The 1,093-nt window shown below is 39.1% G+C and carries 1 protein-coding gene; it reads right to left on the bottom strand.

Annotated features, from left to right (window positions below):
• Positions 1-1,093, bottom strand: a 1,093-nt coding sequence (gene ltrA / locus OM075_RS25155) for a group II intron reverse transcriptase/maturase (RefSeq protein WP_301193322.1), incomplete at both ends; no start/stop codon positions are given.

The raw sequence follows: 1,093 nt of genomic DNA, 5'->3' as shown, positions 1-1,093 counted from the left end.
TGCAATTGATAATACATATCAGATAAAGCAATATAGCCACGTTTTTGAAGTCGTTCTATGGTTATGGTTGTTCCTAAAATAGGACTCTGAGCAATTGCCCAACCTCCCATACGGCTCCGGCTCCATGCATAAGCATGATCAAGGTCAACGCCCAAACGAATCAGGTTTTTCCGTTTACGTTCTGGTTTCTTCCAATGATGCCAGATACAATATCTGAGTCGATTTCGAAGCCAACCATCAAGCTTCTCCAGTTTCGTTAAGATATTAGCATACTTAAAGTTATTGATCCAACCTCTTTGGATTTCTAATAGCTTTTGAATGCGTTCATCAAAACTCATGGGAGTGGTTTTTCTGGTGACTTCTTTAAGCTTTGCCTTAAAGCTTTTCCATCTCTTTTCTGCCACAATCAATTGGTATTTACCTTTAATTCCCTTTTTGTAAATGGGGACAAAGGCAAAACCAAGGATTTGAAAGTTAACCGGACGGCGGATACCACTTTTATCCCTGTTGATAGGGAGTTTAAGTTTATCCCTAAGAAATACGTAAATAGTGTTACCAGCTTTTCTTGCTTCTGCTTTTGTTTTACAGTAGATACTGAAATCGTCTGCATAGCGTACAAAGCGTAAGCCTAATTGTTCCATTTTCAAATCCAGTTCATGAAGAACAATATTGGATAGCAACGGACTAATGGGGCTTCCTTGTGGTACTCCTATACGTCGCTTATGTAGTTTCCCATCCTTTAAAAGTGGTGCTCTAAGCCATCTGCGTATCAAACACATGGTGTGTTTGCATTTAATTTTACGGTACAGCAATTGCAACAGCAAGGTATGATCCACCCTGTCAAAGAATTCCTTCAGGTCAATTTCAACAATATGCTGATAGTCTGAATTAATATAAGAAAGGGCTTTACCTACTGCTTGTTGCGTATTACGTGTTGGACGAAAACCATAACTATAGGTTGAAAAATTAGTTTCATAATGCATCATTACCACTCTGGTTACTGCCTGTTGCAGCATACGGTCAATAGCGGTAGGAATACCTAAAAGTCTGGTTTTACCTCCTCCTTTGGGTATTTCTTTACCACGAATAGGTT

It is taken from the genome of Plebeiibacterium sediminum, from assembly GCF_026013605.1.
Classification (GTDB): Bacteria; Bacteroidota; Bacteroidia; order Bacteroidales; family Marinilabiliaceae; genus Saccharicrinis; species Saccharicrinis sediminus.
The sequence above is the reverse complement of the archived record's forward strand: the minus strand, read 5'-3'. Positions and strand labels throughout refer to the sequence as shown.